The organism is Citricoccus sp. CH26A (assembly GCF_000224415.1).
In the GTDB taxonomy this organism is placed as follows: Bacteria; Actinomycetota; Actinomycetes; order Actinomycetales; family Micrococcaceae; genus Citricoccus.
The window spans coordinates 82,227-107,482 of sequence record NZ_AFXQ01000005.1 but is presented as its reverse complement, the minus strand read 5'-3'; the positions used below and the strand labels follow the sequence as shown (position 1 = coordinate 107,482).

Below are 25,256 nucleotides of genomic sequence, written 5' to 3'. Positions count from 1 at the left end.
ATTCTCCTGTCATCCCATCGCACCTCACCTAGGGGACACCATGTCACGTCACGACCCCGTGGACCGCCATCATCCGGTCCACAACCCCGAGATCGTCGGGTTCACGCAGGCCGAGATCGACGAGACGCCGGTCAAGGTCAAGTGGAACTCGCTGGGTCCCGGCATCGTCGCCGCCGCCACCGGCGTGGGCGCCGCGGACCTCGTCGCCACCCTGACGGCGGGCTCGCGCTACGGCTACGGGCTCATGTGGGCCGTGGTGCTGGGCGTCATCTTCAAGATCGTGCTCGTGGAGGGCACCGGCCGGTACTACCTGTCCACCGGCAAGACCATCTTCCAGGGCTGGCGCACCCTGGGCGTCTGGACCAGCTGGTACTTCGGCATCTACATCATGGTCTGGGGCTTCGTCTACGGGGCCACCGCCATGAGCTCGGTGGCACTGCCCCTCTCGGCACTGTTCCCGGAGGTCGACTCCAAGATCTTCGCGATCGTCTCCGGACTGATCGGCCTGGGCCTGGTATGGATCAACAAGTACGGGCTCATCGAGAAGCTCATGACCGTGCTCATCGGCATCATGTTCGTCGCCGTGCTGGTCTCCGCGGCCCTGACCGCCCCGAACCTCGGGGAAATCCTCACCGGGCTGATCCCGATGATCCCCGCGGAGGAGGGCGCCATGTTCTACGTCCTCGGACTGGCCGGCGGCGTCGGCGGCACCATCACCCTGGCCGCCTACGGTTACTGGCTGCGCGAGAAGGGCTGGAACACGCCCAAGTGGATGGCCGTCATGCGCTATGACAACGCCACGGCCTACGTCCTCACCGGCATCTTCGTGATCGCCACCATGATCATGGGCGTGGAGCTGCTGCACTCGGCCGGGCTGGCCATCTCCGCCGGTGACCGTGGCCTGCTGGACGTGGGCAACGTGCTGGCCGAGCGCTACGGCCAGGCGTTCTCGGTCATCTTCCTGGTGGGCTTCTTCGCCGCCTCCTTCTCCTCCCTGCTGGGCGTGTGGCACGGCGTCTCGCTGATGTTCGCCGACTTCTGGACGAACTTCCGCAAGCCGGCGGACAGCCTGGACCAGGACGACGCCCCCTCGCTGGAGTCGAAGCCGGCCCGGTTCTACCTGATCTGGCTGACCATCCTGCCGATGTCCCTGCTGTTCCTGGAGCGGCCGATCTTCCTGATCCTGCTCTACGGCACGCTCGGGGCGCTCTTCATGCCGTTCCTGGCCATCACGCTGCTGTTCCTGAACAACCAGCGCAAGCTCGTCCCGGCGAAGTTCCGCAACCGGTGGTTCCACAACGCCCTGCTGGGTCTCACCGCCCTCGTCTTCGTGGTCCTCGGCGGCTACGAGCTCATCAAGGCGGTGGCGCCGCTCTTCGGCGGCGGCGCATAGCCGACCCCTTGGGCCCCCGGCGGCGGTGGGGCAGACTGGATGCATGATCGTCGCCTTCTCCGTCGCCCCCTCCGGAACGCCCCGTCCCGGGGATCCCGGTACGCAGCACCAGGCCGAGGACGGTTCGGTGCACGATGCCGTGGCCGCCGCCGTGCAGGTGGTTCGGGACTCCGGGCTGCCCAACCGCACCTCCTCGATGTTCACCGAGATCGAGGGGGAGTGGGACGAGGTCATGGCGGTCGTCAAGGACGCCGTGGACGCCGTCGCCCCGTTCGGCTCACGGATCTCGCTGGTGCTCAAGGCGGACATCCGGCCCGGGCACACCGGTGAGCTCGACGGCAAGGTCGAGCGCCTGGAAGCGGCCCTGAAGAACCGGTGAGCGGGTCCGGGAACCAGGCCCGCTTCTACGTCCGCGACGCCGCCCAGGCCGACCTCGAGGCCGTACTGGCCATGAAGGCCGTCGCCTGGCGCGAGGCCTACGGCCACCTGAGGGACGAGCCGTTCTTCACCGCCGCCGAGTCGACCCTGCCGCACCAGGTCGAGCACTGGCGCCGGGAACTGGCGCGGGGCACCGAGCTGTGGCTGGCCGAGGACGCCCGCGGCCGCTGCGTGGGCCTGGCCTCGGCCGGTCCCGTCGTCACTCCGGTGGCCCCGGACCCGGCAGCCGGGCCCGGGGTATCCGGGCCCGGGGCCACCGGGTCCGGGGAGGCGGGGGCCGGGCCGGTCGATGCCGGGCTGCCCCCGCTCGAGCTCCGCGCGCTCTACGTACTGTCCGAGGCCCAGGGCTCGGGCGTGGCCGACGCCCTCCTGGCCCGGGCCGTCGGCAGTTCGCCCTGCCGGGTCCGGGTCGTCTCGGCCGACGAGCGTGCCCGCGCCTTCTACCGCCGGCACGGTTTCGCCGACGTCGGCGCCCCCGTCCCGATGACCGGCCCCTGGGCCGGGCTGGACGAGCAGCTCATGGTGCGCCGTGGCGCGTGAGCGTTCCGGCCGGAAGTCCGCGGGCAGGAAGGGCGGCGCCGGAGGCCGTCCGGCCGCGCGCGGCGGGGAGGCCCCGGGGATCGAACCCGGCGTCTTCACCATCGACTCGGGCACCGCGGAGATCCTGCGCGATCCCTTCACCGACGGGGCCTGGCTGCTCAAGCTCAACGGCGCGGAGTCCTCCCAGCTCAACCTGGACGACCCGCTGGACCTGGGCTTCGAGTACATGCGCTGGATCGCGGCGGTCATCAGGCACCGCTGGGCGCCGGAGGAGCCGCTGCGGATCCTGCACCTGGGCGCCGCCGGGTGCACGCTGGCCCGCTGGGCGGCGGCCTGGTACCCGGACTCCCGGCAGACGGCCGTGGAGCTCGACGCCGGCCTGGCCGCGCTGGCCCGCGACCGCTTCGCCCTGCCCCGCGCCCCGCGGCTGCGGATCCGCGTGGGTGAGGCGGGAGAGGTACTGGCCGGTGCCCATGAGCACAGCCGGGACGTGATCGTCCGGGACGTCTTCGCCGGGACCACGCCCGAGGACCAGGTCACCCCGGATCACCTGATCGGCCTGGACGCGGCCCGCCACGCCCGGCGCGTGCTGGGCGCGGACGGGATCTACCTGGTCAACCACGGCGGGGGTCCGGACCTGACCGCCGCACGGCGGGAGGCGGCCACGCTCAGCGCCGTCTTCGGCACCGTGGTGGCGATCGCCGACCCGCAGATGCTCAAGGGCCGGCGCCGCGGCAACATCGTCTTCGCCGCCACGGACGGCCGGCTCACGGCCCGGGACGGGGGAGGGGCCCTCAGCCGGGACGGCCTGGTGCGGCACCTGCTCGCCGACCCGCTCCCGGCCCGCCTCGTGGACCCCGTCACGGACTTCGCGGCAGGGGCCCGGCCCTTAGCCGAACCGCTCCCGGGAACTAAACTGGGACCATCATCCGCCCGTGTCAACGACGACAACGGCGAGAACGACAGGAGTCCGTCATGACCGGTTCACAGGACCACGACAACAGCCCGATCACTCCCGAACAGGCCACCACCCACGGCATCGTGGTGGGCGTGGACGGCTCCGAACAGTCCGTCTCGGCGGCGAAGTGGGGGGCCCGGGAGGCGGAACTGCGCGGCCTGCCCCTGACCCTGGTCACCGCCTACACGATGCCCGTGTTCGCGGCCTCCGCGCTGGAGGCCGGGTACGGCATCCCGGACGACACCATGATCCGCGACGGCGCCATGCAGGTGCTGCAGGGCGTGGTGAACCAGCTGGGCAACCTCAACGTGCCGCTGGTGCACCGGGTGGAGATGGGCGACGCCGCCGGGGTGCTGGTGGACTACTCGGCCAATGCCAACCTGCTGGTGGCCGGCACGCGCGGCCGCGGCGGGTTCCTCGGACGACTGCTCGGCTCGGTGGCGGGAGCGCTCCCGGCCCACGCGAAGTGCCCCGTGGTGATCGTGCCCAAGGGTGAGCACGCCAGCCGGGCCGCCGAGGGGATCCCCGTGGTGGTCGGCGTGGACGGATCCGAACAGGGCCGCGTGGCGGCGCTGGCCGCGGCCCTGGAGGCCGACGTCCGCCGGTCCCCGCTGCGGGTGGTCATCGCGATGCCGCCGATCTCCGGTGCGGTCGCCTGGCTGCCGGCCACCGTGGACGAGCAGGCCATGATCGAGGAGATGCAGGAGAAGCTCGCGGCCGGGGTCGAGTGGCTGCGTTCCGAGTTCCCGGGGCTGGAGGTCAGCTCCGAGATCATCGACGGCGTGCCGGTGGACGTCCTGGTCGGGGAGTCGAAGACCGCCCGGCTGACCGTCGTCGGCACCCGGGGCCACGGCGGATTCACCGGCGCCCTGCTGGGGTCCACGAGCCAGGGCATCATCTCGCACGCCCACGGTCCCGTCATGGTGGTGCCCTACCTCAAGGACAGCCGCCTGGCCACGCGGGCGAGCTTCGGCCCGATGTACTCCTGACCCGCGCAGCCTGAGGGGAGGCCTATCACCCCCAGCCGAGGTCGTGCAGCGTGGCGTCGTCGATGCCGAAGAAGTGCGCCACCTCGTGGACGACCGTCACCGTGATCTCCTCCACCAGTTCCTCCCGGTCCCGGCACATCCGCAGCAGCGGACCCCGGAAGATCACGATGCGGTCAGGGAGCTGCCAGGGCATCTCCGCGCGTTCGGTCAGCGGGATGCCGTCGTAGAGCCCGAGCAGCTCCGTGCCGGGATCCTCCCAGGGCTCCGGCTCATACTCCTCCTCGACGAAGACCGCCACGTTGGACAGGCGCTCGGCCAGGGCCGGCGGGATCGCCTCGAGGGCGTCGGACACGGCGCGGTCGAAGTCCTCCTCGGACATCTCGGCGGGCTCGGGAGGGTCGGGGTGATGATCGGATGGGTCCACCCGTCCATCGTGCCCGTTTCCGAGGGGTCCTCGGGCATCGCCCCGGTTTGCGGTTCGGCATGGGAAGCCTCTAGACTCTTGCAGGTCCACTTCGGGAACCCGAAGTGTTCAGGCCCCCATCGTCTAGAGGCCTAGGACACCGCCCTTTCACGGCGGCGACACGGGTTCGAATCCCGTTGGGGGTACGCAGGAAACGCTGGTCCAGCCGTCAGGCCGGGCCGCCGGACGAAGTGGTCAAACCAGTGGAAAACGTCTGGTAGAGTGGTTTCTCGCACACTGGCCCTGTAGCGCAGTTGGTTAGCGCGCCGCCCTGTCACGGCGGAGGTCGCGGGTTCGAGTCCCGTCAGGGTCGCTCGGATGTTCCGATTGCCGGATAACACCGGCACGGAGGATCTTGGTGATCACCGGTCTAGCCACCGGATGGTGCCAGGCTCTGTAGCTCAGTTGGTAGAGCGTTCGACTGAAAATCGAAAGGTCACCGGATCGACGCCGGTCGGAGCCACCAGCACGACCGAAGGCCCCCGCTTCCAGCGGGGGCCTTCGCCGTTCCCGGGCCGTGCCCGTCCTGGGGGTGTGCGGTCAGCGCGGGGCCATGCGCAGGGCGCCGTCCATCCGGATGGTGGTCCCGTTGAGGTAGTGGTGGTCCACGAACGCCTCCACCAGCTGGGCGAACTCCGCCGGCCGTCCCAGCCGGTGCGGGAACGGCACGCCCTCGGCCAGGCCCGCCCGGTACTCCTCGCTGATCGTCGCCAGCATGGGCGTCTCCACCACGCCCGGGGCGATCGTGTTCACCCGGATGCCCTTGCTGGCCAGGTCCCGGGCCGCGGTGATGGTCAGGCTGTGCACCCCGCCCTTGGAGGCGGAATAGGCGGCCTGGCCGATCTGCCCCTCGAACGCCGCCACGGAGGCGGTATTGACCACCACGCCCCGCTGACCGTCCTCGTCCACGGGTTCCGTGGCCGCCATGGCCTCCGCGGCCAGGGCCAGCACCGTGAAGGTCCCGATCAGGTTCACCCGCACCACCGTCTCGAACAGGCGGAGGTCGTGTGGGCCGGACTTGCCGAGGATGCGGGCCGAGGGGGCGATGCCGGCACAGTTCACCACCGTGCGCAGGGGGCCGGCCTCGGTCGCGGCCGCGACGGCGGCGCGCACCTGGTCCGGGTCCGTCACGTCGGCGGCGACGTAGGAGACGCCGTCCACCGCGGACGCGTTCTCGATCGAGGAGGGCAGATCCACGCCGATGACGTGGGCGCCGCGGCCGGCGAGCAGTGCGGCGGTGGCGGCACCGAGCCCGGAGGCGGCACCGGTGACGAGGGCAGAGGTGTTCTTCAGGTCCATGCTCGGCAGGGTATCCCGCCGGGCGCGCACATGACGTGCGCCACACGGCGGGGAAGCCGGCCGGACCCACGCTGATCCGGACCGACGCTGATCCGGCCGGGCCTCAGTGCCTGAGGAACCAGGCCGCCGAGTCCGGCATCAGCTGCCCGTCCTGCAGGGCCTCGTCCTGGCTGAAGATGGCCGCGGCGTAGTGCTCGGGGACGTCCACGGCGGTCTCGCCCAGGTTGGCCAGCACGAGCACCACCTTCTCGGGGATCGGCTCCCCGGAGCCCAGGTGCCGGCCGCCCCCGGTGGTCACGGTGAAGGCGAGCACCCCGTGGTCCGGGGCGTGGAACCGTGACCAGGCGAACGCCCCGGTGCCCAGGTCCAGTTCGCCGCGCACGGCGATCAACTGGCGGTACAGCTCGAAGGTCGAGCCCTTCACGCCGACCTGCTGGTCGGCGGCGTACCGGGCGTAGGACTCCGGCTGGGGGAGCCAGGGGGCGGCCGGCTGTGCGTCCGCGCCCGGGGCGGCGCCGTCGTCGTCGGAGGGGTTGCCGACGGCGAAGCCGAGCCCGGGTGCCCCGGCGCGCCAGGGCATGGGGATCCGGCAGCCGTCCCGGCCCTTCTCGGCGCCCTCGGTGCGGAAGAAGGTGGGGTCCTGCCGCAGGGAGTCGTCCAGCTCGGTGTGCTCGGGCAGGCCCAGCTCGTCTCCCTGGTAGACGTAGGCGGAGCCGGGCAGCCCCAGCTCGATCAGGGCGGCCGCGCGGGCGCGCTTCCACCCGAGTGCCTCGTCCGGCTGCTCGTCCTCGGCACCGATCCCGGAGGGGTAGCGGGTGGGGTCGGTCAGTCCGAAGCGGGAGGCGTGGCGGACCGTGTCATGGTTGGACAGCACCCAGGTGTTCGGCGCGCCCACCTTGTCCGCCTCCTCCACGGAGACCGTGATGGCGTCCGAGAGCCGGACGGCGTCCCAGCCGGCCATCAGGAAGGTGAAGTTGAACGCCTGGTGCATCTCGCCGGGGCGGACATAGCGGAAGAGCCGCTCCAGCGGGGCCACCCAGGCCTCCGCCACCAGCACCGGGTCGTGGTCGTACTCCGAGAGCACCTGGTTCCACGAGCGGTAGATCTCGTGGACGCCCTCCTGGTCGTGGTACGGGACCGGGTGGGAGTGGTCCTGCGGGTTCTCCTCGGCGTGGCCGGAGACGTCCATCCCGTCATCGGTGCTCAACGCCGCCGGCGCCAGGCCGGCGTCCGTGACCATGCCGGGGCGCTCGGCGTGGTCCGGCAGGCCCTCGGCCTTGACCAGCCCGTGGGCCACGTCCACCCGGAACCCGTCCACCCCCGGTCCAGCCAGAACCGCAGGATGTCCTCGAACTCGTCCCTGACCTCCGGGTTCTCCCAGTTCAGGTCCGGCTGGGAGGAGTCGAACAGGTGCAGGTACCAGTCCCCGGGCGTGCCGTCCGGGTTCGTGGTGCGCGTCCAGGCCTGCCCGCCGAAGGTGGACTGCCAGTTGTTCGGCGGCTCCGAACCGTCGGCTCCGGCCCCGGGGCGGAACATGTACCGGTCCCGGGCCGCCCGGCCCTCCTCCGTGTCCGGGTCGGTGGCCAGTGCCTCGGTGAACCAGGGGTGGGCCGAGGAGGTGTGGTTGGGGACCAGGTCCACGATGATGCGCAATCCGGCCTCGTGGGCGGCGTCGATCAGGGCGTCGGCGTCCGCCAGGGTGCCGAAGAGCGGGTCCACGTCCCGGTAGTCGGCGACGTCGTAACCGCCGTCCTTCTGCGGGGAGACATAGAACGGGGACAGCCAGACGGCGTCCACCCCGAGCTGCTGCAGGTAGGGCAGTCTCGCCGTCACCCCGGCCAGGTCACCCATGCCGTTGCCATCCGCGTCCGCGAAGGAGCGGGGATAGACCTGGTAGATCACGGCGTCCACCCACCAGGGGTTCTGCGGACGGTTGCGGGCTTCGGACGGAGGAGTGCTCAGGGGTCCCGTGGTCATGGGCCCAGCCTAGTGGTCCACGGTTTCCGGGGCAGTGGGCGGATCCGCCACTCCTCGTCCGCCACTCCTCGTCCGTCGCGCCGGGCCCGGCGGGCGGCCCTCCGTGTGCCCTCCTCCCCTGGAGGGGGCGCGCGGGGGCTCAGCTGGCGCGGCCGAGCTGCCGCACGGGCAGCCACCGCCGCACCATGCGGTGGTTCGCCACCACCGCCGCCTCCTGGTCGCCGTCCTCCAGCGCCTCGAACGCGGTGCGGACGTCGAAGGGGGAGTCGTCCGGCCAGACCAGCCGGGCCAGGCCGCCGTAGTCCAGTTCCACCATGGAGTCCGGGTGGAAGGACTCCAGCCACGCCACGAGGACGGTGAGGTCGTTCAGCAGGTCCATGTCCGGCGCGTGCAGGGAGAGGACCACGGCCGCCCGCCGGGCCCGCTCGAGGGCGAGGGCGAGCGGGACGGTGATCCGCACCGTCCGGACGGCGCCCGCGTCGAAGGCGCCCCCTGCCCCGGCGGGCGCGGATCCGGGGTCCGTCTCGACCTCGATGGTGTCGTCCTCGTGGACGAGGGCGAACCAGGACGCCGGCACGCCCCAGACCGCGGTCCGGGTGTGGACATGCCGCAGCTCCTCGGGGCCGTCCGCCTCCAGGTGCTCGGCGAGGCGTTCCAGGTTGGCCCGCCGGGCCGCCTCCGGGACCACCAGGTTGAAGGTCTGCGGACGCATCGACTCGGCGAGCTGCTCCGCGGACAGTTCGCAGCGCAGCGCCATCTCGTCCGGGCAGAAGTACTCCGAGACGGGGCCGTCCGCCGGCCCGGGCACCTGCAGCACGCGGACCAGGTCCGATCCGTGGGGGAACGGGTCGGTGACGTCGCGCAGCAGCCGGCGCCACGCCCGTCGGGACGCCTCCTCCTCCGCCGCCGCACGCGTGCGGTGGCGGACGCGCAGGAACCCGGCCTGGACGGCGTCGGGAAACGCGGCGAGGGGCTGGTAGACGCGCAGCTCGGACTGGTATTCCATGGGCCCGGTTCAGGCCCCCGCTGCCGGGCCGAGCTCCATGACCACGGGGGCGTGGTCCGAGGCGCCCTTGCCCTTGCGCTCGTCACGGTCGATCCAGGCGTCCGTGACGGAGGTGGCCAGGGCGGGAGAGGCGAGCACGAAGTCGATGCGCATGCCCTCCTTCTTGGGGAACCTCAGCTGCTTGTAGTCCCAGTACGTGTAGACCCCCGGCCCGGGGTGGCGGGGGCGGACCACGTCCTGGAAGCCCGCCTCCTCGAAGGCGTGGAAGGCGGCGCGCTCGGCGGGGGAGACGTGGGTCAGCCCCTCGTCGAGGAAGAACTGCATGTCCCAGACGTCCTCGTCCCGCGGGGCGATGTTCCAGTCCCCGGTGAGGGCCAGGCGGAGCGAGGGGTCCCCGGCGACCGCACCCACCGCGTGCTGGCGGAGCACGTCCAGCCAGTGCAGCTTGTAGGCCATGTGCTCGTCCTCGAGGGCACGGCCGTTGGGGACGTAGAGGGACCAGATCCGCAGGGCGTCCTCGCCCTGGCCGACGGTCGCGGCGATCGCCCGGGCCTCCTGGACGGCATCCACTCCGCCCTTGCCGAACTCCGGCTGGCCCACGAAGGTCCGCTCCACGTCGGCCAGGCCCACGCGCGAGGCGATGGCCACCCCGTTCCACTGCGAGAAGCCGAAGTGCGCCACCTCGTAGTCCATGCGCTCGAAGAGCTCCCAGGGGAAGTTCTCGTCCTTGCACTTGGTCTCCTGGATGGCCAGGACGTCCACGTCCGTGCGCTCGAGCCAGGACTCCACGCGGTCGGCACGGGCACGGAGGGAGTTCACATTCCAGGTCGCGATCTTCACCCGGCCAGCCTAGCCAAGACCTCTCGACAGGCGCGCTTCGGGCCGGGCTCAGTCCTGGCGCCACCACGAGTCGAGGATGCTGACCGGGGTGGTCCGCTTGTGGCGGGACCGCAGGTAGACCTGCTCCAGCTTCTCCGCCGCGTCGGTGGGAACCACCCTGCCCTCGAGGTAGTCATCGATCACGTCGTAGCTCAACCCGAGCTCGGCCTCATCGGTCTGTCCGGGCTTGTCATCCAGCAGGTCCGCGGTGGGGACCTTCGCCCAGAGTCGCTCCTCGGCGCCCAGGTACTTCAACAGTTGCCGGTTCTGCCGCTTGTTCAGGCCGAACAGGGGGAGCACGTCGGCCGCGCCGTCCCCGAACTTGGTGAAGAAACCGGTCACGGACTCCGCGCCGTGGTCGGTGCCGATCACCAGCAGTCCGTGCGCACCGGCGATGGCGTACTGGGCCACCATGCGCACCCGGGCCTTGACGTTGCCCTTGTTGAAATCGGTGATCGGCTCCCCGGTGGCGGCGGTGAACTCACTCTCGAAGCCATCCACGGCAGCCGCGATGTCGAACGTGGTCTCCGCGTCGCCGTCGATGAAGTCGAGGGCGGCCTGGGCGTCGTCCTCGTCATGCTGGACGTTGTAGGGCAACCGGACGGGGACGAACTCGGCCTGGATCCCCTCGGCGCGCAGTCCCTCGACGGCCAGCTGGGCGAGCCGGCCGGCCAGCGTGGAGTCGAGGCCGCCAGAGATGCCCAGGACGAATCCCCTCGCGCCGCTGGCCCGCAGGTAGTCCTGCAGGAACTGGACACGTGCGGCCGCCTCGGCGGCTGGATCGATCTCCGGCTTGACGCCGAACTCGGCAATGATGGCCTTCTGCATTTCGCGCATGGGCCCAGCCTAGGGGCGGTTTCAGCTGCGCGACCAGCCGAGGTTCCGCGCCATGGTCTGCAACGCGGTCATCACGGTCTCGTACTGTTCCTCGTCCAGGCCCTCCGTGATGTCGGCCCGCATCTCCTCGACCACGGCGGCCACGCGCTCGCCGCTGGTGCGTCCGGTGCTCGTGAGGGTGTAGAGATCGCCCTCGACCACGAGCCAACCGGACTCCACCAGCTCGTCCAGGTTCTCCTTCACCGTCCGCGGGCCCTCGTCCGACCCTGCCACGGACGGGGGCAGCACGTGCCCGAGCTCCTCGGCGGACTGCGGGCGGGAGGTCAGGGCGTTCATCAGCTGCCATTGGGCCCGGGTCAGGCCGTGTTCGGCCAGGGACTCGTTGACGCGCTGGGTGAGCAGCGTGTCCACCATGTTGAGCCAGTAGCTGAGCAACTGTTCGGTGGGACGGTCCGACAGGTGTTCCTGGGGAGGCTGGGGATCGCTCATGTCACCACCCTAGGAGGGGTCCGGCCGAGAATCTAGGATGGACGGCATGACTACTCAGACCCCGGATTCCCCCGCCGCCCGCTCGGCGGACCAGAAGGCGCGGGACCGCGCCCGGTTGCTCGAGCTCATCCAGGAACTGGCCGTCGTCCGGGGCCGGGTCACGCTGTCCTCCGGGCAGGAGGCCGACTACTACATCGACCTGCGCCGGGTCACCCTGCACCACGAGGCCGCGCCCTTGGTCGGCCGCGTCATGCTCGACCTGCTGGACGGGGCCGGCGTCGGGTTCAGCGCCGCGGGCGGGCTGACCATGGGGGCCGATCCGGTCGGCACCGCGATCCTGCACGAGGCCGGCCGGCAGGGCCGGGGAGTCGACGCGTTCGTGGTGCGCAAGGCCCAGAAGTCCTACGGGATGGGCCGCCAGGTCGAGGGTCCCGCCGTGGAGGGCAGGGACGTCGTGGTGCTCGAGGACACCTCGACCACCGGTGGTTCCGCCCTGACCGCCGTGGAGGGCGTCCGTGCCGCCGGTGGCACCGTGAGGGCCGTGGCCGTGATCGTGGACCGTTCCACCGGTGCCGCCGAACGGATCGAGTCCGAGGCCGGCGTGCCCTACCTCTTCGCCTTCGGCAAGGACGAGCTGGGCCTCGACTGACGGCGGGGCGCCGGCGGGCGCTTAGAGCCAGTCGTTGCGCCTGAACAGGACGTAGAGCACCACGGCGATCGCCAGCATGAGCCCGAGGGCGAAGGGGTAGCCCCAGGCCCAATGGAGTTCCGGCATGCGGTCGAAGTTCATGCCGTAGATGGACCCGATCAACTGCGGGGCGAAGATGATGGCCGCCCAGGACGAGATCTTCTTCACCTGGTCGTTCTGCCGCACGGACTCCTCGGCGAGCTTCTTGGAGGTCAGGGTCGAGTCCAGCTCCAGGGCGTGCTCGAGCATGGTCCGCATGGCCATGACGCGGTCGTTGAGCTGCTCGGTGTGGTCCTGGACGTCCCGCAGCTTGCGGACCACCTCGACCTTGGACGGGTCCGTCTCCAGGTTCTCGATCATGTTGTCGAGCATGTACGGCAGGGACCGGATCGCCCGCTGGAAGTTCACCACCTCCCGGGAGAGCTGGTAGATGCGCCGGGAGACGTTGCCGTCCCCGGCAAAGATCTGGTCCTCGATCTCCGCGATGTCGTTGTCCAGGCCGTCGGCGACCGGGAAGTAGTCGTCCACCACCGAGTCCAGGATCCCGTGCACCACGGCGGGGGTCCCCGCCGCCAGCCGTTCGGGCCGGTCCCGCTCCAGGTGCAACCGCACCCGGGAGAGGTCGGGCACCTCGGAGTGGCGCACCGTGACCACGAAGTTCGCCCCGACGAACACGTTGAGCTCGCCGAACTCGACCGTCTCGGTCTCGTCGATGTAGCGGGCCGGGATCAACACGAAGAACCGGTCGTCGTCGTAGTGCTCGAGCTTGGCCCGCTGCCCACCGGCCAGCGCGTCCTCGACCGCGAGTTCGTGGAGGTTCAGCTCCTCGGCGACCTCCTGCAGCTCCGCCTCGTCCGGTCTGTACAACCCGACCCAGGCCATGCCGCCCAGTCGTTCGCACTCCTCGAAGGTCTCCTGGAGGCTGGTGGGGGCCAGGATGCGCTTGCCGTCCTTGTAGATGGCGTTGTCGACGATCGTCACGGCACCATTGTGCGCCCTGCGGCCCGGGCCGGCAGGGTCGGAAAGTCTGACCGCTGGCGGGGCAGACTGGTGCGCCCAGAGGCCGCGGTCGCTGCATCCACGGGCGAGGACGTCCTGTGGGGTGTCGACAAGCACAAGCTCGTCCACGTCGTACCCGTCGTACCGATGATCGGTGGCCTGTTCGATTCGCGCGGTTTCCGCGCCACCAGCTCCTCATACGAACGGCGTGCGGGAAGAGCGACATGATCAACGCTGAATCCGCCGCACGCCCGCGCTCTCGGCTCGTGTCACATCGACCGTAAAGGCCGTCATCGTCACCAGCGACGGTGCCCTTCGACAGTTCCTTGCCGGGCTGAGCGACCAACATCTGGCTAAACGGTGCACCCGGTTGAGTAGCGCGAGGCACACAGGACCGGCCGGAGCCATCCGCATCACGCTGCGGATCCTGGCCGACGCATCCCGCACCTCAGCGCGGAAGTCGAGGAGCTGTATCATCGCATCGCTGCGGCCGTTGACGAAGCCGCACACAGGAGCACCTCCGCAAGCGACCCGCCGAGGGCGGTACTCGACGCGAAGCCATCCGTGACCTCCACAGATACGTGACCCGCGAGATCTACGAGTTCATCCGAACACCAACTGGCGAACCCGCCAAGGAGATACCTCGCAAGGCGGCTTTACATCCATAGGGACATCCACCTGGCTTCAGCTGGATCCCCGCGGATCAGGCTGAATCCGAACACTGTCTATCGCGAAGTTGCGATGGGCTCGCGCCTGCCACGTCCGGGGAGGAATGGGCAGGGATTCAGCAAGCCAGGGAACTGAGATGGCAGATGGGTCGTGACGGATTCTTCCCGGCGTCGCACGATGAACACGTCTACGTCAATAACGTCAGGCCGGTTATTGTTCTCTCCATTAGGCCAGTTTGGACGTCAACGGGGGAGGACGCATGCCTGCGGCGCCTGCTCCACTGTGGAAATTGGCCCTGCTCGGGGAGTGGCATGTGCACCGAGGAGGACAAGCGGTCAAGGTGGCGCCCCGTCAGCAGCGCCTCATTGCCGCCCTGGCCATGTACGGGGACCGTTCGCGGATGTTTCTGTCTGACCTCCTGTGGGGCAACAGCAGTGAGTCGCAGGCGCTGGGGAGTCTCCGGGCGAGTGTCTGGCAGATTCGTCAGCGACTTCCCGGGGTGCTGCAAGATGACGGTACTCGGCTGGGACTAACCGAGAACGTACATGTGGACGTCACGGAACTGTACCGGAGGGCGGGTCGCCTTTCCGAACAAACAGACGAGCGAGAACTGCGGGCGCTTCTCGATTCTCTCGTGCATCCGAATCTGTTGCCGAGTTGGCAGGATGACTGGGTTGTAGCTCAGCGGGAGAGGCTGCATCAGATGCGCGTCAGCACGCTGGAATCATTAGCACGGCAGTTCATCACCCGGAATGCGCTACGGGCGGCCCTCGTCGCCGCGCAAACCGCAGTAGACGCTGACCCCCTGCGCGAGACAGCGCATCGGCTGCTGGCCGAGGGGCACATCGCTGACGGGAATCTGGAGTCAGCAGCTCAGACCTATCAGCGTTTCCGCTCTTTTTCCCTGCGGCAGTTTGGATTAGAGCCATCGGAGCGCTTTGCCCTGCTCATCGAGGACGCCGGAATGCGTCCTGACGTCCTCGACCGAAAACAGCGATGATCGGTGGGGTTTCGTGCAACGCACGCCCGCGTGCCGAAGATCAGATCAAGTCCCTGACGCAGTGAACTCTGCCAGCCATTTCTCCACCTGTTTCAGGACCGCATCCGGGTCGGCTACCAGCGCCACGTCGACATCCTCCCGCCAACCGGTGCGGATGAGCCGTGCACGGAATTGTCTGTCGTGCTCCGGCTCCCGCCACATCCTGATCACGATGGAGCTCCCCACCCCGGCGGTCTCCTCATTGCCGTCGACAGTGTCGCTATCCACCGGTGTCCTTCCTGTGAGATTCCCGGAGTTGGCGGCTCATCCCTGAGGTTGAGCGGCAGGATACAACCAGAAAGACAGGAACAACCGCTGAACGTCCATGTCACATCCAATATAGCCCTGCATGCCTCCATGAGAAAATCGGGCAGGGACTCGATGGTCGACGCCGACCAGTGGACGGCGCCCATGGCGGTGCTTCCGGTTCCGATCCAGCTGCCTCTCAGCGGGAGCAGGATTCCGGTGAGGTGGGCCCACTGAGAAGACAGGAAGAACCGGTGTATGACTGCGGGCTCATCCCGCCCTGGGACCTGATGGCCGGCCTGCTACCGGCCCTAAGGCCCCGGGCTCCTGTTGCCGATGTGGATGCGGCCCAGGAGCCCGGTGCTCTTCGGTGCTCTCAGGCTCGGGCGAGATCAGGTTCGATCCTTTCGTCGAGAATGCGCTCGCGGGCATGTTCGGAGCCCCAGGCCAGTCGCGCCTCGGAGCTGAGGGAACGCACCGGATCGAAGTAATAGCACAGGCGGCTGGCGTCGACGTTTGGAGATCGGAACGCCGAAACCCCGAACTCATCGTTGTGGAATTCCGCGGAATGCACGTCCCTCTTGCCGGTCGGAGTGTCAACGATGAATAGCGGAGTATTGAACCCGGCCGTTACCCCCCGGACTTCCTTCTCTAAGGACTGGGCCTCGGCGATCGGCAACCTGAAGTGCTCGGTGCCCTTGACCATGTCGCATACATAGACGTAATACGGATGGATGTTCACCCGGCTGAGCCGTTTGATCAAGGTCTTCAGCGTCAGGGCATCATTGTTCACCCCCCGGAGCAACACGGTCTGGTTGCGGACGAAAACCCCCCGTGAATGAAGCAGCCGCATCGCCTGCTCGACGACGGGTGTGACCTCGTCGGGATGGTTGAAGTGGGTGTGGAGGACGACATCCTTGAACATCGTCCGGCCGCGGTCGACGACCGCGGTGAGCGCGTCGACCCACTCCTGGTCCGTGAGGAACTTCATCGGTTCGACAGCCAGTGCCTTCGTCGCAAATCGGAAACGGCGCACGTGTTCAATGTCCAGCAACGCGTTGCCCAACTCGAACACGTTGGCGGGTTTCAACCGGGCGAGGTCACCGCCGGAGATGACCACGTCCTCAACCTCTGGCGTCCTGCGAATGTAGTCCAGTGCCGCCGGCCAGTTCCTAGTACTGGTCACTTGCTCCTTCTGAACCAGATCGGTGCTCTGGCCCACGGCGTAACTGCGAGTGCAGAACTGGCAGTACACGGGACACACTGCTGTGACGAGGAACAGCACCTTGTCCGGGTACCGGTGTACGAGGCTGGGTACCGGGGATCTATCCTGTTCTTCGAGAGAGTCGACCCGCAGGCAAGGATGATCCTCTTCCTGCTCCGAGCGCATCGGAAGGAACTGGCTGCGGATCGGGTCCGAGATGGCATTGGACCAGTCGATCAGGTTCATCACGTACGGGGTCAACCGAATCGACATGCCCACGTGCGTCAGGCCGTCCTCGATGTCTTGGATCACCTCCGGTGCGGCCACCACATCCAGCGCTGCCCTTAGTTGCTTGATGCGCGTGATCGAGTTGCGGTCCTGCCAGCTGTGATGGCCGAACTCCTCCTCGGATACGTCTTTCCACACCGAGAATCGCGTCCAGTCTGGGTACATTGGTGCACTCCTTATGTCGACACCGGAACAGGCCTGGGCCCGAGCCGGATACCACCGGATGATTGCCATCCGAGCGCCAGCGTTGACGTCACGCCGTTAAAGCTCCGTTACCGCTTTGACCGTGAGGTCCCATCGGTTGTCTCGATAACGGGCGATTAACGCACGGAGCCGTTCACTGCGAGGAGCGCCGACCCAGGGGATGGCCGGCACGATTTCGCGTGAGGAGCACACGAATGAGTGAGAACAGCCGATTCGGAAACGTCCTGACTGCCATGGTGACGCCCTTCGACCCACAGGGGGACGTCGACATCGAGGGTTGCCGCCGGTTGGCACAGTGGTTGACCCGGCCAGGATGGAATGATGGGCTGGTGCTGAATGGCACCACCGGTGAGGCTTTCAGCACGTCCGCGGCGGAGAAGCGACGTGTGATAGAAACCGTGCGCGAGGTCCTGGCCCCAGCGGGCCGGAGCGTCATCGCCGGAGTGGGTTCATCCGACACCCGACACAGTGTGGCCCTCGCGCAGGATGCCGAGGATGCAGGGGCGGACGGATTGCTCGTGGTGGCTCCGTATTATTGCCGTCCGTCCCAGAGCGGCCTGATCGACTATTTCACCGCGATCGCCGACAGCACGTCACTGCCCGTCATCGTCTACGACATTCCCAAACGGACCGGTGTGGCAGTGGAGCCGGAGACCTTGCGGGCACTGGCAGAACATGTTCGCATCGTCGCGGTCAAGGATGCCAAGGGGGACCTGCAATCGACGTCCTGGGTGCTCAAGCACACCGGGCTCGTCTACTACTCCGGCGATGACGCTCTGAACCTTCCCCTGTTGTCCGTTGGGGCAAGCGGATTCATCTCCGTCGCAGGGCATCTCGCTGCCCCTGCGCTGCGGAGCATGCTGGCGTGTTTTCACTCGGGCTCCATGGAGGACGCCCTGGGAATCCATCGAGAACTGTTGCCCATCTTCACCGGTCTATTCCGCTGCCCGGCCTCAGCGTCCGTCAAGGAGTTGTTGTCATTCCTTCACTTGCCGGCAGGACCGGTCCGTTCACCCCTGGTGCCGTTGTCACCGCAGGAAGTCCAGGTACTCATGAAGGACTTTGAGGCCTCGACGGCTTGCACCACCGCTGTCGCGTCCCTCCTACGGCCGGTCTCCTGATCAAGCGCCCGATCGCCCGCACTCACCGCCTGCACCCGGAGGAATCATGACGAACATCGACCTGCAGAGCCGCTCCGCACTCACTTCGACCGACCAGGCCTGCCTGCACGAACTCTTCGAGCAGCAATCAGATGCCCACCCCGAATCGACGGCGTTGATCTGCGGAGAGGTATCGCTGACCTATGGGGAACTGGACGCCCAAGCCAACCGTCTGGCGCACTATCTGCGCGCTCGTCAGGTGGGCCCGGGGTCACTGGTCGGGCTCTTCTACGAGCGCTCCGAGATGCCGATCGTCGCGATCCTAGGTTGCCTCAAGGCCGGAGCCGCATACGTGCCCCTTGATCCGGGCCACCCGGACGACCGAATCCAGTACATCGTCTCCGAAGCGTCCATCGAAACCGTCCTCACGGAGCGAGTCCTCGCCGAGCGGTGCATGGCATTGGCTACGGCCGAGGTTGTCGCCACGGACGTGGAGGCGGCCGACATCGCTGCCTGCGCGGACCGGCGTCTAACCCGCACCGAGACGGGACTGACGCCGGAAGACCTCTGCTACGTGATTTTCACTTCGGGCACCACGGGGCGCCCGAAGGGTGTCATGACGGAGCATCGCAATGCCACCCACTTCATACCGGCGTTCAACCGGGTTTGTTCCACCACCCGCGAGGACCGGATCTATCAGGGGTTCTCGCTCGGGTTCGATGGATCCGTCGAGGAAATCTGGATGGCCTTCTCCAATGGGGCCTCACTGGTCGTCGGGACGCGGTCCGCCCCGCGCTTCGGCAATGACCTGGCCCAACACTTGACCGCCCTGCGCGTGACCTACTTCTCCACGGTGCCTACCATGCTCGCCACCATGACGGCGGATATTCCCTCCCTACGCCAGGTCGTAGTAAGCGGGGAGGCCTGTCCTCCCCAACTGGTTGCCGATTGGGCCCGGCCAGGGCGGCTGATGCTCAACGTCTACGGTCCGACCGAGGCCACGGTCAATACCACGGCTTTCGTGTGCGAACCCGGCCGGTCCGTCACGATCGGAAAGCCGCTGCCTGGCTATGTGCCGTACATTCTCGATTCCACCATGCACCCGGTAGCACCCGGGGAAATGGGAGAACTGTACATCGGCGGAGCAGGCATCTCCCGCGGATATCTCAATCAGCCCGAACTGACATCGAAGCAGTTCTTGGCGCATCCAGACCGTGGCGGTCGGCTCTACCGGACCGGAGACCTCGTCCGGGCCAATGAAGATGGGGAAATCGAGTTCTTTGGACGCATCGACGGCCAGGTCAAGATCCGCGGGTATCGAGTGGAACTCGCAGAGATCGAGGCGGTGCTCCGCGAGGACAACGCCATCAGATCGGCAGCCGTGAAAGTACGCAGACTCGACGGCGTCGACCACCTTGCAGCCTACGTCGTCCTCGAGCCGTCGGCTGAGCTCGACCGTTCCGGGTTGCTGGCGACATTACGCTCCCGGCTTCCTTCCTACATGGTGCCCACCTCACTGGACGTTCTAGAGGAGCTGCCCCGGTTGACCAGTGGCAAGATCGATCGGGGTAAGCTCCCCGACGCGAGGACTCCGCTGGTCGACGGCTCGTCCATCGGTGAGCGGCCCGTGACCGAACGGGAGCAGAAGATCGCTGACGCATGGGCCGCCGTGTTCGGGATACCGGAGGTAGGGGTAGACCAGGACTTCTTCCTCGATCTTGGCGGGCACTCCCTGCTTGCGGCCCGGACGGTCGCCGCACTGCGGGAGAAAGCGGACTGCCGCGTGGCTGTCCGCGATCTCTATGCCTACCCGACGGTGCGCCAACTCAGTCAACACTCCGCCCGCGCACACGAAACGACCGATGTGGCCCTCGCAGGGGCCTACGCTACGCCCCCGCCGACTCGTCGAAGCGTTCGCAAGCGGGTGGCGGCCTTGCAGGCCGGGGTCATCCTCGGCTTGCTCTTGGTCTTCTCTCTCCCGGCGGTCGTTATCGTGCCCGTCATCGACGGCATGCTCCAAGGGCGGACACCCGTGCTGGAGGGAGTAATCTTCCTCCTGGTGTTCGGGCTGATCCTCTGGCCGGTGTTACTTCTCGTGGGGGTGGGGTCGAAGTGGGTAGTCATCGGACGGTACAAGCCCGGGGCGTATCCATTGTGGGGGAGTTACTACATCCGTTGGTGGATCGTCCAGAGACTCCAGGGCTTGAGCGGCCTGGGCATGCTCGCGGGTACGCCGCTGATGACCGTCTATTACCGGTTGATGGGTGCGAAAGTCGGCCGCAACTGTGCCCTTGAGACGGGACTGTGTTCAATCTGGGACACGGTGCGGATCGGCGACGACTCCACGATCGGTGCCGACACCCAACTACTCGGGTATCGGATCGAGAACGGTTACTTGCTCATCGGTACCCTCGAGATCGGTGACCGGTGCTTCGTGGGTGCGCACTCCGCCCTCGGCCTCGATGTGCAGATGGGCGACGGTTCCCGCCTAGACGATCAGTCCCTGCTGCCTGACGGCACCATCCTGGGAGCGGACGAGCAACGACGTGGCTCTCCGGCTGAGCCGACCGAGGTCCATGTTCCCGTTGAGGATATTCGGCGCTACAGTCTGACGCGCCTCGTACTCTTCTGCGTCGGAGTGTTCGTGCTCGGGATGTTGTCAGGACTATTGTTCGGCCTCCCGGCCTTGGCCATGGCACTGTTCTGGTTGGTCGCTGCCCAGCAGGGGTGGTTCCTTCCGGCGGCAGGCCTCTCATTGCTCGCCGTGCCGCTCATGGTCGTGTTCTCTTGCTTCTGGGTGGCGCTGTTCAAGGCCGTGTTACTCCGTCGTGCTCGGACCGGGGTATACGAGCTTTACACTTTCTACTATCTGCGCCACTGGATGGCCTACAGCCTCATGCGCTCCAGTCGAACAATGTTCTTACCCGTCTTCACGACCATCTACCTCCCCCCGTGGATGCGCCTGCTCGGTGCCAAGGTCGGCCGCCACTCGGAGATGTCCACCGTGTGGAGCTTCATCCCAGAATTGTTGACCGTCGGTGAGGGCAGTTTCTTCGCCGACGGTGCAATCCTGGGAGGGCGCAGGACATTCGGCGGTCATTTTGAACTCCACCCCAACACTGTTGGAAGGCGCAGTTTTGTTGGGAACAGCGCGATGCTGCCGGTCGCGTCGAGTCTGGGCGACAACAGCCTGCTGGGTGTCCTGTCCGTCCCTCCGTCACGAACAGAGCCCACACCTGACGGCACGGACTGGCTCGGATCCCCGGCCTTCAACCTTCCTAACCGGCAGAAGGTTGCCGGTTTTGACGACGGCACGACCTATCTCCCGAGCCGCAAGATGTACGTACGCCGCGGCGTGGTCGATGCTTTGCGTATCTTGATTCCCGCCTACACGCAGACCGTCCTCGGTCTCACTGGTCTTGTGGCGGTCATCTTGACCTACCAAACCTATGGGGTGTGGATCATGCTCTTGATCCTGCCTGGGCTGGCACTGACATTGGCCATCATCGCCATCGCCGTCGTCGTCGTTCTGAAGTGGACCGTCATGGGGCGCTTCCACCCCGTCGTCGTGCCCCTGTGGTCTCCTTATGTATGGTTCAACGAGATGCTCAACGGAGCCTACGAGTCGCTCATGTCACCGATCGTCGCTCAGCTCTTCGGCACGCCGTTCGCTGCTCCGGTGCTGAGGTTGCTCGGTTGTCGGATCGGAAAGAACTGCTATATCGGCAGTAGTCTCTTCTCGGAGTTCGACTTGATCCAGATCGGGGACTTCGCTGCCCTCAATGCCGGTTCGATCATCCAGAACCACCTCTTCGAGGACCGGATCATGAAGTCATCCCACCTGGTGATCGGGGAAGGATGCTCCGTGGGCAACATGGCGGTGGTGCTCTATGACACCGTGATGGAGGAGGACGCCGTCGTGGGGCCGCTATCGCTGCTGATGAAGGGCGAGACCATGCCCGCAGGAAACCGTTGGCACGGCATCCCCACCGTCCAGGGCTGACGGAGCCCCGAGGAGATCCTCAGGTGTCCATGGCGCCAGACGATGACGCTCAGCACGCCGAAAAGGGGCTACGTCTGGTCGGGGTCGACGCAGCCCGAGGGGTGGCTCTGCTCGGCATGATGACTGTCCACGTGTTCAGGGTGGCCTACCCGGATTCGACGGCTCCCGATTGGATGTCCCAGCTCGTCCTGGGCCGATCGGCTGCCATGTTCGCCGTGCTGGCCGGGGTGGGCCTGTCACTGCTGACCGGAGGTGATCAGCCGGCCGCCCATGCACACGTCGCAGCCCACCGCCGTGGCATCACCGCCAGGGCTGGTGTCATTGGAGCCGTGGGTTTGTCCCTGGGAATGACCGGTTCCGAGCTGGAGATCATCCTCGTGCAGTACGCCGTGATGTTCCTCTTGGCGCTGCCGTTCATCACTATGAGACTGAACCGGCTGATCACATGGGCCGCATCGTGGACGGTCCTCGCGCCGGTCATGGCGTTGTCGTGCCATTCCCTGCTGGTCAGCATGAGTGGTGGCATGGGCCTGACTACGGAACCCAACTGGCTCAGCCTGTTGACCCCATTGGCACTACTTTCTGACCTGCTCCTCACCGGTGCCTACCCGGTGCTGCAATGGTTCAGCTACGTCCTGTTCGGATTGGTGTTGGGCCGCGTGAGACTGCGGTCCCTGCGAGTGGAGGTGCTCCTGGTAGGAGTTGGAACACTGATGTTTCTCGGTTCCCGTCTGGCCAGCTCGATCCTGTTGGGCCCGGCTGGGGGCCGGGCGGCCCTTCGGGACGCGGCCGGAAGCTATCCGCCCGACTACCCGGAGGTCCTGGACGGGTTCGACGGAGCCGCCTGGTGGTGGCTAGCCGTAGATGAACCGCACTTGGGAACCACCCCTGCCCTGGTCGACAGCATGGGCACAGCTGCGATCATCTTGGGAGTCTGCCTGCTGGTGGGGCGGGGGCGGCCCAGAGTGTTGTTACCCCTGGCAGGGGCCGGAGCGATGACGCTGACGCTTTACTCAGCGCACATTGCCGTGATGGCCCTGATCACGCCTACGAACCCCTCTTACGACATCGTTGGCCTCTTCTGGTGGCAAGCCGGGGTAGCGGCCGTTGTCGGTGTCGCATTCCGTCTCGCTCGGCAACGAGGGCCACTCGAAATGCTCGCCTATCGGGCGGGAAATGCGGCTAGGTCGATGGGCGTCACCACTCCGCCCCGCCCAGGGCGCGACTGAGACTGCCTGAGGAGACGGTCAGACATGGTGAGATGGGTGTCCGGACATCCGACTGACGCGACCCCCCTCCCGGAGCTGAGGACGGAACGGCTGGTGCTACGACCCTGGGTGAGCACCGACCTGGCGGCGATGGCCGCCATGGATTCCCACCCGGACGTCTACGAATACCTGGAGGGAGAACCACCCGGATTCGACTACTCCAAGGAACAGCGAGAGTGGATCTGCGCGCCGTATGGGCCTGGACTCGGCGTCTGGTCCATCGTTTCGCGGCAAAATCATAACCACTTCATCGGCCTCGCCTTGCTCATCCCGCTCGGTGGCAAGGGACCGGAGATCGAACTGGGTTTCCGGTTGGTCAGAGCCGAATGGGGACGAGGCATGGCGCAGGAGGCGGCCCGGGCCGTGATTGAGCACGGTTTCCGGCTGGGACTGCCAAAGATCGTTGCGGTAACCGACCCGAACAATCTGAACTCAGAACGGACGCTACGCCGCTTGGGCTTCCGGCGTCATGGCTGGCGCAGGGCCTGGGGATGGAGGAACCATTACTTCCGGCTCAAGCGAGGTCGCTGGCTGAACTCCCGCCCTGAGAACGATCAGACCCCAGAGGGCCGTGATGGTGGTCCTTGCGCGCGGCATTCAGGACTCCATGACGCGTAATGAGTCCAGACGCCTGCGCATCTCACCGGGTGGTTCCGTATCCAGCTCACGCCGCATCGTGTCTCGAAAGCTGTCAAACACCCGATGTGCGATGACGTGATTACCAGCCGATATGTGGCACTCCATGAGCAGCTGATGGGTGGTCTCCCTCAACGGATCCAGCTCCGCGGCCGCCTGGACAAAGTCCAGTGCCCGGCAATGGTCGCCGTCCGCGAGGCATGCCTCGGAGAGACGTTCCAAGATCTGGATCCGCAGGTCCCGAAATCGCTGCTGTTCGGGAAAAACCCAATCGTCATACCAGTCGGGCAGTAGCTCCGCCGCTTGAAGGCGCACGGGATCAACGTGGGGGAGCCGAACCGGACTGCCCTCGATCCGGTCGACGGCCAGCGTCAGTTCATCGACGTCAACCGCGACGTCAGGGTGGAGGGTGATGGGGTCCCGAATATCGGCTAACAACTCCGGCAGCGAGTGCGAGAGCTGCCACAGAGCCACGCGCAGGCTGTTGGCAGCTCGCTCTTCCGTGCTGCCGGGCCAAAGCGTCTTCGCGAGCCTAATCCGCGACATCGCGCCGCTCAACGCCACTAGCGCGATCAGCCGCTGCAGGCGTCTGTGCACCATGACCGTCTCGTCCCCTCGGACCAGCTTCCACGACCCGAGAAGATGTAAACGCCATTCCCTATCACAGGCCAAGGTCTCGGAGCCCGGCAACTTGCGAGTACCGGGTGCGAATGTTCCGAACAATGGGTTGTCCTCCCCCCGGATACCGTCGGTGGCCCTGCTGCACCAACAGACCCTGTAAATGCCGTTACACGCACACCCTAGTGAGCAAGCCCGATTCGATTAAGAGGAGGGGAACACCTCCGACGAAACAGACAAGACTGTTAAGGGCTTTCGTCACATAAAGAACTGGCCTTGGTGCACAAATCTCGGCATCGAAGGAGCCAAGCCACCTTGAGATCGAGGGCGTAACCCAAAGCCCCCTGGCGGCGGTGGGACCGCGGTGCACTGAGGCCACGAAACTGCTGACGTGGGAGACCTCCTTGACGACTGGTCGTCGTGAACAACCACCGAACCGCTAGAGACTTCTTATCTGTCGCCCTTGCCTACCCATCTCCTCGCTGATGAGCTCGGTGTCAGCTTGATCGATGGCCTGCCGCACCGTACCAGTCTCAGGGCGGCGTGGGAGCACGCTTCCGTACAAGCCGACTGTCCGAGGTGCTGGAGTCCCAAGGGCCCAAACCAACGAACCGCTGGAAGGTGGATGATCTCCCGTGACCTGTGTCATTGCCTTGCCGTGTGTGGACCTCAAGGACAAGGACGGCATTGAGGAATGCCCCATCGACCGCAATTACGAGGGGGAACGATCCCTCTACATCCACCCCGACGAGTGTGTCGACTGCGGTGCCTGCGAGCCCGTGTGCCCGGTCGAGGCGATCTACGACAAGGATGACATTCCCGAAGAGTGGGCCGACTACTACAAGGCCGATGTAGCGTTCTTCGACGACCTCGGCTTCCCGGGCGGAGTCGCCCAGGTGGGCCTCATGATCAAGGACCACCCGCTGGTGGCTGCCCTACCGCCGCAGCCGCAGCCGTAGCCGGCCGACCAATGACTATCGGCCAACCCGACGGGCGGCCGCACAGTCGACCGACAGTACCTGGTTG

The 25,256-nt window shown here is 66.8% G+C and carries 22 protein-coding genes, 3 tRNA genes and 1 pseudogene; 15 read left to right on the top strand and 11 right to left on the bottom strand.

The annotated features are described in order from the left end of the window. Nucleotides 1-40: 40 nt before the first annotated feature. Genes CITRI_RS0105140 through CITRI_RS0105120 form a run of 5 tightly spaced genes read left to right on the top strand, consistent with a single transcriptional unit; the run spans nt 41 to nt 4,318 of the window. Complete coding sequence (locus CITRI_RS0105140) at nt 41-1,393, top strand: Nramp family divalent metal transporter (RefSeq protein ID WP_010143583.1); 1,353 nt, start codon at nt 41-43, stop codon at nt 1,391-1,393. Between the two features lie 43 nt (nt 1,394-1,436). Next, the gene (locus CITRI_RS0105135; RefSeq protein ID WP_010143582.1) at nt 1,437-1,772 is read left to right on the top strand and encodes a thiamine-binding protein; all 336 of its coding nucleotides are present in this window, start codon (nt 1,437-1,439) and stop codon (nt 1,770-1,772) included. Then, nucleotides 1,769-2,371 (top strand): GNAT family N-acetyltransferase, encoded by a 603-nt coding sequence (locus CITRI_RS0105130; protein WP_010143581.1) that lies wholly within the window; start codon nt 1,769-1,771, stop codon nt 2,369-2,371. Before CITRI_RS0105135 ends, CITRI_RS0105130 begins: the two co-directional genes overlap by 4 nt. Then, the gene (locus CITRI_RS16405; protein ID WP_010143580.1) at nt 2,361-3,350 is read left to right on the top strand and encodes a spermidine synthase; all 990 of its coding nucleotides are present in this window, start codon (nt 2,361-2,363) and stop codon (nt 3,348-3,350) included. Before CITRI_RS0105130 ends, CITRI_RS16405 begins: the two co-directional genes overlap by 11 nt. Next, the gene (locus CITRI_RS0105120; protein ID WP_010143579.1) at nt 3,347-4,318 is read left to right on the top strand and encodes a universal stress protein; all 972 of its coding nucleotides are present in this window, start codon (nt 3,347-3,349) and stop codon (nt 4,316-4,318) included. Before CITRI_RS16405 ends, CITRI_RS0105120 begins: the two co-directional genes overlap by 4 nt. 25 nt (nt 4,319-4,343) lie before the next feature. Here CITRI_RS0105120 and CITRI_RS0105115 read toward each other — a convergent pair whose 3' ends face one another. Then, complete coding sequence (locus CITRI_RS0105115; protein WP_050813597.1) at nt 4,344-4,697, bottom strand: metallopeptidase family protein; 354 nt, start codon at nt 4,695-4,697, stop codon at nt 4,344-4,346. Nucleotides 4,698-4,854: 157 nt separating this feature from the next. Here CITRI_RS0105115 and CITRI_RS0105110 point away from each other — a divergent pair. From CITRI_RS0105110 to CITRI_RS0105100, 3 genes are all read left to right on the top strand, one after another. Then, nucleotides 4,855-4,927: transfer RNA gene (locus CITRI_RS0105110), tRNA-Glu, on the top strand. Nucleotides 4,928-5,020: 93 nt separating this feature from the next. Further along, nucleotides 5,021-5,094: transfer RNA gene (locus tag CITRI_RS0105105), tRNA-Asp, on the top strand. Nucleotides 5,095-5,171: 77 nt separating this feature from the next. Then, a tRNA-Phe gene (locus CITRI_RS0105100) sits at nt 5,172-5,247 on the top strand. Between the two features lie 74 nt (nt 5,248-5,321). On the opposite strand, the gene CITRI_RS0105095 is transcribed toward CITRI_RS0105100, so the two are convergent. The 6 genes and pseudogenes from CITRI_RS0105095 to CITRI_RS0105070 form a co-directional block, all read right to left on the bottom strand. Next, nucleotides 5,322-6,080 (bottom strand): SDR family NAD(P)-dependent oxidoreductase, encoded by a 759-nt coding sequence (locus tag CITRI_RS0105095; RefSeq protein WP_010143577.1) that lies wholly within the window; start codon nt 6,078-6,080, stop codon nt 5,322-5,324. A gap of 103 nt (nt 6,081-6,183) precedes the next feature. Next, nucleotides 6,184-8,057 (bottom strand): annotated as a pseudogene (locus CITRI_RS16400) (alpha-amylase family glycosyl hydrolase). 139 nt (nt 8,058-8,196) lie between these two features. Further along, nucleotides 8,197-9,063 carry a hypothetical protein gene (locus CITRI_RS0105085; protein WP_010143572.1) on the bottom strand — a complete coding sequence of 289 codons (867 nt, stop codon included), beginning with the start codon at nt 9,061-9,063 and terminating at the stop codon, nt 8,197-8,199. Between the two features lie 9 nt (nt 9,064-9,072). Next, nucleotides 9,073-9,903 (bottom strand): exodeoxyribonuclease III, encoded by an 831-nt coding sequence (locus CITRI_RS0105080; protein WP_010143571.1) that lies wholly within the window; start codon nt 9,901-9,903, stop codon nt 9,073-9,075. A gap of 48 nt (nt 9,904-9,951) precedes the next feature. Continuing rightward, nucleotides 9,952-10,779 carry an ammonia-dependent NAD(+) synthetase gene (gene nadE / locus CITRI_RS0105075; protein WP_029139055.1) on the bottom strand — a complete coding sequence of 276 codons (828 nt, stop codon included), beginning with the start codon at nt 10,777-10,779 and terminating at the stop codon, nt 9,952-9,954. A gap of 21 nt (nt 10,780-10,800) precedes the next feature. Beyond that, entirely contained in the window at nt 10,801-11,268 is a 468-nt protein-coding gene (locus CITRI_RS0105070) for a MarR family winged helix-turn-helix transcriptional regulator (protein WP_010143569.1), read from the bottom strand. A 46-nt stretch (nt 11,269-11,314) separates the two neighbouring features. On the opposite strand from CITRI_RS0105070, the gene pyrE reads away from it, so the two are divergent. After that, nucleotides 11,315-11,917 carry an orotate phosphoribosyltransferase gene (pyrE, locus tag CITRI_RS0105065; RefSeq protein ID WP_029139054.1) on the top strand — a complete coding sequence of 201 codons (603 nt, stop codon included), beginning with the start codon at nt 11,315-11,317 and terminating at the stop codon, nt 11,915-11,917. Between the two features lie 21 nt (nt 11,918-11,938). On the opposite strand, the gene CITRI_RS0105060 is transcribed toward pyrE, so the two are convergent. After that, on the bottom strand, nt 11,939-12,937 hold the full coding sequence (locus tag CITRI_RS0105060) for a magnesium and cobalt transport protein CorA (protein ID WP_010143567.1): 999 nt from the start codon (nt 12,935-12,937) through the stop codon (nt 11,939-11,941). Between the two features lie 946 nt (nt 12,938-13,883). Here CITRI_RS0105060 and CITRI_RS0105055 point away from each other — a divergent pair. Continuing rightward, nucleotides 13,884-14,624, top strand: a complete 741-nt coding sequence (locus CITRI_RS0105055) for a BTAD domain-containing putative transcriptional regulator (RefSeq protein ID WP_083843313.1) — start codon at nt 13,884-13,886, stop codon at nt 14,622-14,624. A 45-nt stretch (nt 14,625-14,669) separates the two neighbouring features. Here CITRI_RS0105055 and CITRI_RS0105050 read toward each other — a convergent pair whose 3' ends face one another. Together CITRI_RS0105050 and CITRI_RS0105040 are read right to left on the bottom strand one after the other, a co-directional pair. Then, a complete protein-coding gene (locus CITRI_RS0105050) occupies nt 14,670-14,891 on the bottom strand; it encodes a hypothetical protein (protein WP_010143565.1) in 222 nt (73 codons plus the stop codon). A 394-nt stretch (nt 14,892-15,285) separates the two neighbouring features. After that, nucleotides 15,286-16,566 (bottom strand): KamA family radical SAM protein, encoded by a 1,281-nt coding sequence (locus CITRI_RS0105040; RefSeq protein WP_010143563.1) that lies wholly within the window; start codon nt 16,564-16,566, stop codon nt 15,286-15,288. Nucleotides 16,567-16,799: 233 nt separating this feature from the next. Here CITRI_RS0105040 and dapA point away from each other — a divergent pair, with 233 nt between their 5' ends. The 4 genes from dapA to CITRI_RS18845 are packed head-to-tail and all read left to right on the top strand — an operon-like array spanning nt 16,800 to nt 23,594. Next, the gene (dapA, locus tag CITRI_RS0105035; RefSeq protein ID WP_010143561.1) at nt 16,800-17,726 is read left to right on the top strand and encodes a 4-hydroxy-tetrahydrodipicolinate synthase; all 927 of its coding nucleotides are present in this window, start codon (nt 16,800-16,802) and stop codon (nt 17,724-17,726) included. Between the two features lie 46 nt (nt 17,727-17,772). Further along, entirely contained in the window at nt 17,773-21,708 is a 3,936-nt protein-coding gene (locus CITRI_RS0105030) for a Pls/PosA family non-ribosomal peptide synthetase (RefSeq protein ID WP_010143560.1), read from the top strand. 29 nt (nt 21,709-21,737) lie between these two features. Further along, nucleotides 21,738-22,937, top strand: coding sequence for a heparan-alpha-glucosaminide N-acetyltransferase domain-containing protein (locus CITRI_RS0105025; protein ID WP_237708991.1), 1,200 nt, complete (start codon nt 21,738-21,740; stop codon nt 22,935-22,937). Nucleotides 22,938-22,961: 24 nt separating this feature from the next. Beyond that, a complete protein-coding gene (locus CITRI_RS18845; protein WP_083843311.1) occupies nt 22,962-23,594 on the top strand; it encodes a GNAT family N-acetyltransferase in 633 nt (210 codons plus the stop codon). Here CITRI_RS18845 and CITRI_RS16395 read toward each other — a convergent pair. Next, nucleotides 23,574-24,212 (bottom strand): bacterial transcriptional activator domain-containing protein, encoded by a 639-nt coding sequence (locus CITRI_RS16395; RefSeq protein ID WP_010143557.1) that lies wholly within the window; start codon nt 24,210-24,212, stop codon nt 23,574-23,576. The two genes, CITRI_RS18845 and CITRI_RS16395, sit on opposite strands and share 21 nt — an antisense overlap. 653 nt (nt 24,213-24,865) lie before the next feature. On the opposite strand from CITRI_RS16395, the gene fdxA reads away from it, so the two are divergent. After that, nucleotides 24,866-25,189, top strand: coding sequence for a ferredoxin (gene fdxA, locus CITRI_RS0105015; protein ID WP_010143556.1), 324 nt, complete (start codon nt 24,866-24,868; stop codon nt 25,187-25,189). The last annotated feature ends 67 nt before the right edge of the window (nt 25,190-25,256 follow it).